General features: G+C 47.6%; 7 protein-coding genes and 1 tRNA gene. 7 read left to right on the forward strand and 1 reads right to left on the reverse strand.

The annotated features are described in order from the left end of the window. The first annotated feature begins 307 nt into the window (after window positions 1-307). Both NTU69_05150 and NTU69_05155 read left to right on the forward strand, forming a co-directional pair. Window positions 308-607, forward strand: coding sequence for a hypothetical protein (locus tag NTU69_05150; protein ID MCX5802908.1), 300 nt, complete (start codon window positions 308-310; stop codon window positions 605-607). Window positions 608-749: 142 nt separating this feature from the next. Beyond that, window positions 750-1,409 (forward strand): nitroreductase, encoded by a 660-nt coding sequence (locus tag NTU69_05155; GenBank protein MCX5802909.1) that lies wholly within the window; start codon window positions 750-752, stop codon window positions 1,407-1,409. An 84-nt stretch (window positions 1,410-1,493) separates the two neighbouring features. On the opposite strand, the gene NTU69_05160 is transcribed toward NTU69_05155, so the two are convergent. Beyond that, window positions 1,494-1,569, reverse strand: a tRNA-Pro gene (locus NTU69_05160). A 90-nt stretch (window positions 1,570-1,659) separates the two neighbouring features. Between NTU69_05160 and NTU69_05165 the strand changes: the two genes are divergently transcribed. From NTU69_05165 to NTU69_05185, 5 genes are read left to right on the forward strand one after another with little or no spacing between them, the layout of a single operon-like run. Further along, window positions 1,660-2,877 carry an ABC transporter substrate-binding protein gene (locus tag NTU69_05165; protein MCX5802910.1) on the forward strand — a complete coding sequence of 406 codons (1,218 nt, stop codon included), beginning with the start codon at window positions 1,660-1,662 and terminating at the stop codon, window positions 2,875-2,877. Window positions 2,878-2,926: 49 nt separating this feature from the next. Then, a complete protein-coding gene (locus NTU69_05170; GenBank protein ID MCX5802911.1) occupies window positions 2,927-3,814 on the forward strand; it encodes a branched-chain amino acid ABC transporter permease in 888 nt (295 codons plus the stop codon). Between the two features lie 4 nt (window positions 3,815-3,818). After that, entirely contained in the window at window positions 3,819-4,832 is a 1,014-nt protein-coding gene (locus NTU69_05175) for a branched-chain amino acid ABC transporter permease (protein MCX5802912.1), read from the forward strand. Window positions 4,833-4,834: 2 nt separating this feature from the next. Then, the gene (locus NTU69_05180; protein MCX5802913.1) at window positions 4,835-5,614 is read left to right on the forward strand and encodes an ABC transporter ATP-binding protein; all 780 of its coding nucleotides are present in this window, start codon (window positions 4,835-4,837) and stop codon (window positions 5,612-5,614) included. Further along, window positions 5,608-6,354, forward strand: a complete 747-nt coding sequence (locus tag NTU69_05185) for an ABC transporter ATP-binding protein (GenBank protein ID MCX5802914.1) — start codon at window positions 5,608-5,610, stop codon at window positions 6,352-6,354. The genes NTU69_05180 and NTU69_05185 overlap by 7 nt, the downstream gene beginning before the upstream one ends. Window positions 6,355-6,445 lie beyond the last annotated feature (91 nt).

Consider the following 6,445-nt stretch of genomic DNA (forward strand, 5'->3'; position numbering starts at 1 on the left):
TTAAGATTATAAAACCATATTTCTTTATTACATCTTCAAGCATATATTTATATTAACGGCAAGAAAATAAAATGTCAATCTTATTAGTCCTAATCAATATTTAGATAACGATTGATGGTAAGCTCTAAAGCACTGGTGTCATATCCCTAATGGTTCTTTACGCTCAGGAGAGGAAGGATGTTCCCTGTAGCACGACATCACGGTACGGTTTAATTGCGAACGAAGTTGAGCAACATGAACGGGTGCCACCCGTAAAGTTCCCACGGGTACCCGGCTAAATGTGGAACGTCCCGAAGGGGAAACGGGCATGTCCGAAGTCCCGCATTCATGCGGGGCAAGTTTGCCCGTTTCAGTGGAGCGATTCTCGGGTACCCGCTTGCGGGTGATGGTCGGGAATGGAGTGCCGGAGTGCGAAGGGAATCTCCTTCCACATTTCAAGAGAACCATCAATAAAACTGTAAAGCTATTTAAAGGACAGGACACTAAAGGGGATCGAAGACCTTTATGTGCAGTGAATTTACTTTTGTGCAGGCTGCACGACCATGGGGGTCACCGGGTCATGCATCGCCGCACATCGAAACCACAACTTGGCCCGAATCATAGCTAACTCCTTTAGCTAAGTATATCCCGCAAGGTATGATTTTACCAGCGAATAAAATGTTGTGCAAGGAAAAGAATCTTATGTCTTTCCTGTGAAGTGTTAACAAAATGTGGTATATTTTTCCAACAAACATACAGGGGAGGGATAAATGGCTATGGATTTATTGCAGGCAATCAAGGAAAGAAAGAGTATCAGGGCTTTTAAACCGGACCCCATCCCAAGAGAAAAGATTGAAGAAATTTTAAATTTGGTAATCCATGCACCCTCTGCAATCAACCTCCAGCCGTGGGAATTTACCGTAGTAATGGGAGAAGAGAAGGAAAGGCTCAGTCGAAGGCTCATCAAGTCTTACCAGGAAAAGCAGATCTCCTGCAGTCCCGGAAATGTCAAGCCCCTCTCTGATACATTCAGCAAAAGAGGGGCCGAATCCTTTGAACTGATGAGCCCGTACCTCGAGGAGATGGGTCTTCAATTTGACCGGTTTATCAATGAGGGGAGCTGCAATTTTTATGGAGCACCTGTGGCAATTATCCTCTGTCTCGATAATGCCTTTTCAAAGGCACGTCTCGTCGATATCGGTATTGCCCTGGGTTATTTTGTACTTATCGCCCAGAACTTCGGGCTTGCTACGTGCCCCATCGGGCTTATCAATGCATATGAGGACGACATCAAAGAAATCCTTAATATACCGGAGAAAAAAGACGTTGTTATCGGCATCGCACTGGGCTATGCCGACCCCGATAGCCCCATCAACCGCTTCAAATCACCGAGGGAGAATCTGAATAGCTTTGTCAGGTGGATCGAGTAATCTTTAAGAAGTATTCAAGGGGTCAGGGGTTCAAGGTTTTATACTGTTTCACTTACCACTAATCACTATTCACTGCTTTTAAAATCGGGGCGACTGGATTTGAACCAGCGACCTCTTGCTCCCAAGGCAAGCGCGCTAAGCCATGCTGCGCCACGCCCCGAATGCCTAAACATAACACATATATATGTTCATTGCAACAGCAGTATTTTTAAATACATATATAGTTGACATCATTTATCGCTTGTGATAAATGACAGGTATCGGGAAAGCCCACGCACAGGCCAAACCAATTCTGGTAGGATGTCCTGTTCCCCGTGCGAGCGCATATGGCCAGAACGGGGAGAGGGGTTTGATCCTGGCGGCTGAAGAGATCAATGCTGCAGGCGGCGTCAAGGTAGGTAACGTTATGAGACCGTTGAAGCTTGAAATCATCGATACCCGCGATGAAGAGCCGGGGGTTCCGACGAGTGAAGTGCTCCTGGCCATCGAGAAACTGATTCTTCAGAAAAAGGTAGATGTCATCGTTGGCGGGCCCTGCATGTCCGAATGCAGTATTGCAGCCATGGACCTTTACGCTAGATACAAGATTGTTGATATCGTCTCCATCGGTTCATATACACCCACATGGGATCAGAAGGTAGCAAAGGACCCGGAAAAATATAAATACTCTTTTAGGGCAAGCGGGAGCGTGAAGTGGTATATCAAAGAAGGGGTCGATCTTCTTCATGGCATAAAAGAGAAATTCGGGTATAACAAAATGTTTATCTCCATTGATGACAGCCTGATGTGCCGGGCAGCATCGGAGATTGTAAAGAACATGGCAGTGAAGGATGGCTGGCAAATTACAGGCTTTGACAAGCACCCTATTGCCGCCACCGACTTTTCTGTGGCCCTAAGTGACTGCAAGAAATCGGGCGCCCAAATCTTATTCATATGGGCATATGCGCCTGAGACCTCCATATTGTTAAGACAGTGGGCAGATATGGAAGTGCCTGCGCTGCCCATCGGTTTTATCGGGGCAGCAGAGGATCCAGGTTTCTGGAAACAGACAAAAGGGAAGGGGGCCTATACGATTGTCACGTTATCGGAAACCGGCTGCACCCCTTCAAATGTCACCGCATTGACGAAGAAATACTACAATGCCTTTCAGAAAAAGTGGGGAGTACCACCCAGGAGCACCGGCTGTGTGAGTGCCTATGAGTCGGTATACGTCCTCAAAGATGCTGTTGAACGCGCCGGTAAGCTTGAGGCCAATGCCCTCATTGCTGCCCTCGAGAAGACAAATCTTCCTGCCGTCCGCGGTACGGTACGGTTCGATAAGAACCACCAGATCGTCTACGGGTATAATCCGAAAGAAAGCGTTTTGGGCAATTGGATCCAGTGGCAGGATGGCGACAGGATCACTATCTTTCCAAAGGAAGGGGCAACAGGGGCAATTAAGATGCCGCCCTGGATGAAGAAATCGTAAAAGCAGTATACGCTGCAGAACCCAACGTTATAAGACAAGGTGAAAGAATATGATGGACATCCTTTTCTATGGAACGGTGAATAGTGTTACCTTTGCTCTTATAGCGGTGGGCTTCACACTGGTCTATGGAGTGAGCAGACTGCCAAATTTTGCGCACGGCGCACTCTATGTTCTGGTCGGTTTTATGACCTGGAGCTTTGTCAACGATCTCAACCTGAACTACCTGCTGGCCATCCTCATTTCGCTCTGTATATCATCGCTTTTGGGGGCAGCAATATACCGGCTGGTTCTCATACGGCTCAGGGGATTACCCACCTCGGAGATTATCGCTTCATTTGCCTTTGGATTAATCATCTTAGAGGGCTTGCGTTTACAGGGAATCGGCGGATTTAAAGGATTCATCGGGCCCTTTTATGTGCTGCCCTCTTTTATTGATGCGAAATTCAGGGTTGCCGGAATTATCATCGATGCCCAGCGGCTCATCATCATAGGAGGAGGGCTGGCTGTGGTTATCATGCTTTGGCTCTTTACCCATTACACAAAGATTGGGTTATCCCTTCGGGCAATCGCCCAGGATGAACAGGCCGCCATGATGCTTGGTGTAGATTCCGACCGTGTAGCGATGATTTCTCTCTCCATAGGGTCAGCTTTAGCCGGTTTAGCCGCAGTTATCATCCTGCCACTGGGCAATGTTACTGCCGAGGCCGGATACAGGGTGCTCATATATGCCCTTGCGGTATGTATCATCGGGGGACTGGGCAGTTGGGGAGGGGCCATACTTGCTTCCTTCGTACTCGGTTTTGCAATGATCGTGAGCACCTCCTTATTTGGGGCGGTATGGGAGTCTGTAGTACTCGTGGGAACGATAATCCTGATATTAATTTTCAAACCCTCAGGGCTTTTAGGAAAACAGAAAGAACTGGAAGAGAGGGTGTAAAGAGATGGCAACAACAGAAGATACAAGACAGGAGAGATTAGACAGGGGGATTAAGGTCCGAACCGAAGGACTATACGCACTCACTTCCTGGAGGGAGATGGGTTATCTCCTTGCGCCAAGAGCATTCCTCATTTTTGGACTTCTTCTCCTCCCTCTTCTGGTGGATTCCTACTGGCAAAGGGTTCTATGCATTGCAGGGGTCTATGCCCTCCTTGCCCTGAGCTTTGACTTCCTGGCAGAATATGTCGGTCTGGTGTGTCTGGGAGGTGCTTTCTTTGTCGGGTGTGGGGGATATACAGCAGGACTACTGAACCACTATCTGGGATGGTCGCCATTCTTCACGATTCCCATTGCCACCGTCATCGGGGCGGTGATAAGCACCCTTACCCTCTTACCCTGCCTCAGGTTAAGGGGGGTATACTTTGCCATTGTGAGTTTCATGTTTCCATTGCTAACCGTGAATATCATCGTCGCACTGAATATCTTCGGAGGCACTGAAGGAATCAGCGCCCTTGCCACCCTGCCGAATATCTGGTTTGATCAATATCTCATTTTTTCAGTAGTGATCGTCGCTCTCTTTGTAATGAGGAGGCTGGTAAATGAAGACATAGGGTTGATTTTCCGTTCCATAAAGGATAACGATCAGGCAGTGAGGGCATCGGGGATAAGTATCACCCTCTATAAAACCAAGGCAGTCTTCATTGCCTCGCTTATGGGTTGTTTTGGCGGCGCATACTTAAGTCACCAGTACGGCTGGCTGGGTATCTCACTCTTTGCCATGGACTTCTCAATACTCCCCATTGCTGCAACAGTAATGGGCGGGGCGGGAACGCTTGTAGGCCCTGTATTGGGGGCGTTCATGCTAACCCCTCTATCCGAGGCGCTTCGCGGTTTTGGACAACTCAGGGTAGTTCTCTACTGCCTCATCTTAATGGGATTTATCGTCTATAAGCCTGAAGGGATCATGAACTACCTTCAGCGAAAATACCATCAGTTTGAACACTGGAAAGAGGTGTGAGCATGGGCGAAGAGGCTCTTATTCGTGTTCAAAATCTAAGCAAGTCTTTTGGCGGTGTCAAGGCAACGAAGGATGTCAGCTTTGAAATAAAAAGAGGCGAGATTCTTGGAGTGATCGGGCCTAACGGTTCAGGAAAGACCACACTGGTTAACCTGATCACAGGCTTTGTAAAACCTGATTCAGGCAATGTTTATTTTGGAAGCAAAAAGATCACGGGATTAGATCCCGCCAAAATTGCGGACCTCGGTATTGTCCGTACGTTTCAAATCGTGAGGCCTTACCATAGTCTGCCGGCTTATAAAAATTTGATCGTTCCCCTGAACTCACCCCGGATTAAGAGGACAAGGGGTGGTAAATCAGGAGACAGGGATGCGGTGGCAATCGATATCCTCGAGGAGATTGGATTTGAGCGTGACGCTTTTGTACCGTACAAGATTGCATCCACACTCCCGCTGGGATATCTCAAGCGCCTTGAGCTTGCCCGGTGTTTAGCCTTAAAGCCTGAAGTTATCCTCTGTGATGAGGTTTTTTCAGGCTTAAGTTCTTCGGAGATTACATCGTTGATCCCCGTCATTGAAAAACTTCAGATGGAAGGCATAACCATTCTTATGATCGAGCACAGGCTGAGAGAACTCTTCCGGTTGGTCACCCGGGTAGTTGTTTTGACCTTCGGGGAAAAACTGACTGAAGGGACCCCCGAAGAGGTGGTGGCAAACGAAAAGGTCAGGGAGGCATATCTTGGGACGGAGGTAGATGAGGCAGAGGAGGCAGAAGCGTGTTAGAAATCAAGAGTCTCATGGTATTTTACGAAAACGCCATCGCAATCAACAATATCAGTATGACCTGTCGCCGGGGAGAAATAACAGGGGTTTTTGGCGCCAATAGTGCAGGCAAGTCCACGCTCATGCGTACGATCTCGGGCATTATACTGGATCAAAAAAAGAAGCAGCAAATGAAAGGCGGGGAGAGAATCACCATACTCGGCAGTATCACCTTTGAAGGGATGGATATCATCCATATGAAACCGAGCGACAGGGCGAAAAAAGGCATTATTCTCTGTCCTGAAAGACGGAGAATTTTTGCAGAAAGCAGTGTATTGGAGAATCTTAAGATAGGTGGCATCCTTGCAACAAGATCCCAGGCAAAAAAGACCCTTGAGTACGTATTTACCATCTTTCCAGCCTTGAAAGACCTGAAGAAGAGAGAAGGAGGGTTCTTAAGCGGAGGAGAGCAGCAGATGCTTGCCATTGGAAGGGCATTAATGGCACAGCCGAAACTGCTTTTGCTTGATGAGCCGCTACTGGGCTTAAGCCCTTTAATGGAGAAAATGGTTGTAAAAGCTGTCCGTGATATTAACAGACAAACGGGGATTACCATATTGATCTCCGAACAGTATTCCCGCCCGATCCTGCCTATCGTTCATTACGGGTATGTACTTGAAAATGGAGGTGCAGTCCTGGAGGGGACTTCAAAGGAACTCACCGACAACCCGGATGTGAAGTCAGCTTACTTCGGTCTGTAAACCCTCAGAAGATGTGAAATCAGCTATTGTGTTACAAATACAAATGCTCATAACTCATTTTATCTCGTGTCCATTGATAACTTCCTGAAAG

Source organism: Pseudomonadota bacterium (assembly GCA_026388215.1).
In the GTDB taxonomy this organism is placed as follows: Bacteria; Desulfobacterota; Syntrophorhabdia; order Syntrophorhabdales; family Syntrophorhabdaceae; genus JAPLKF01.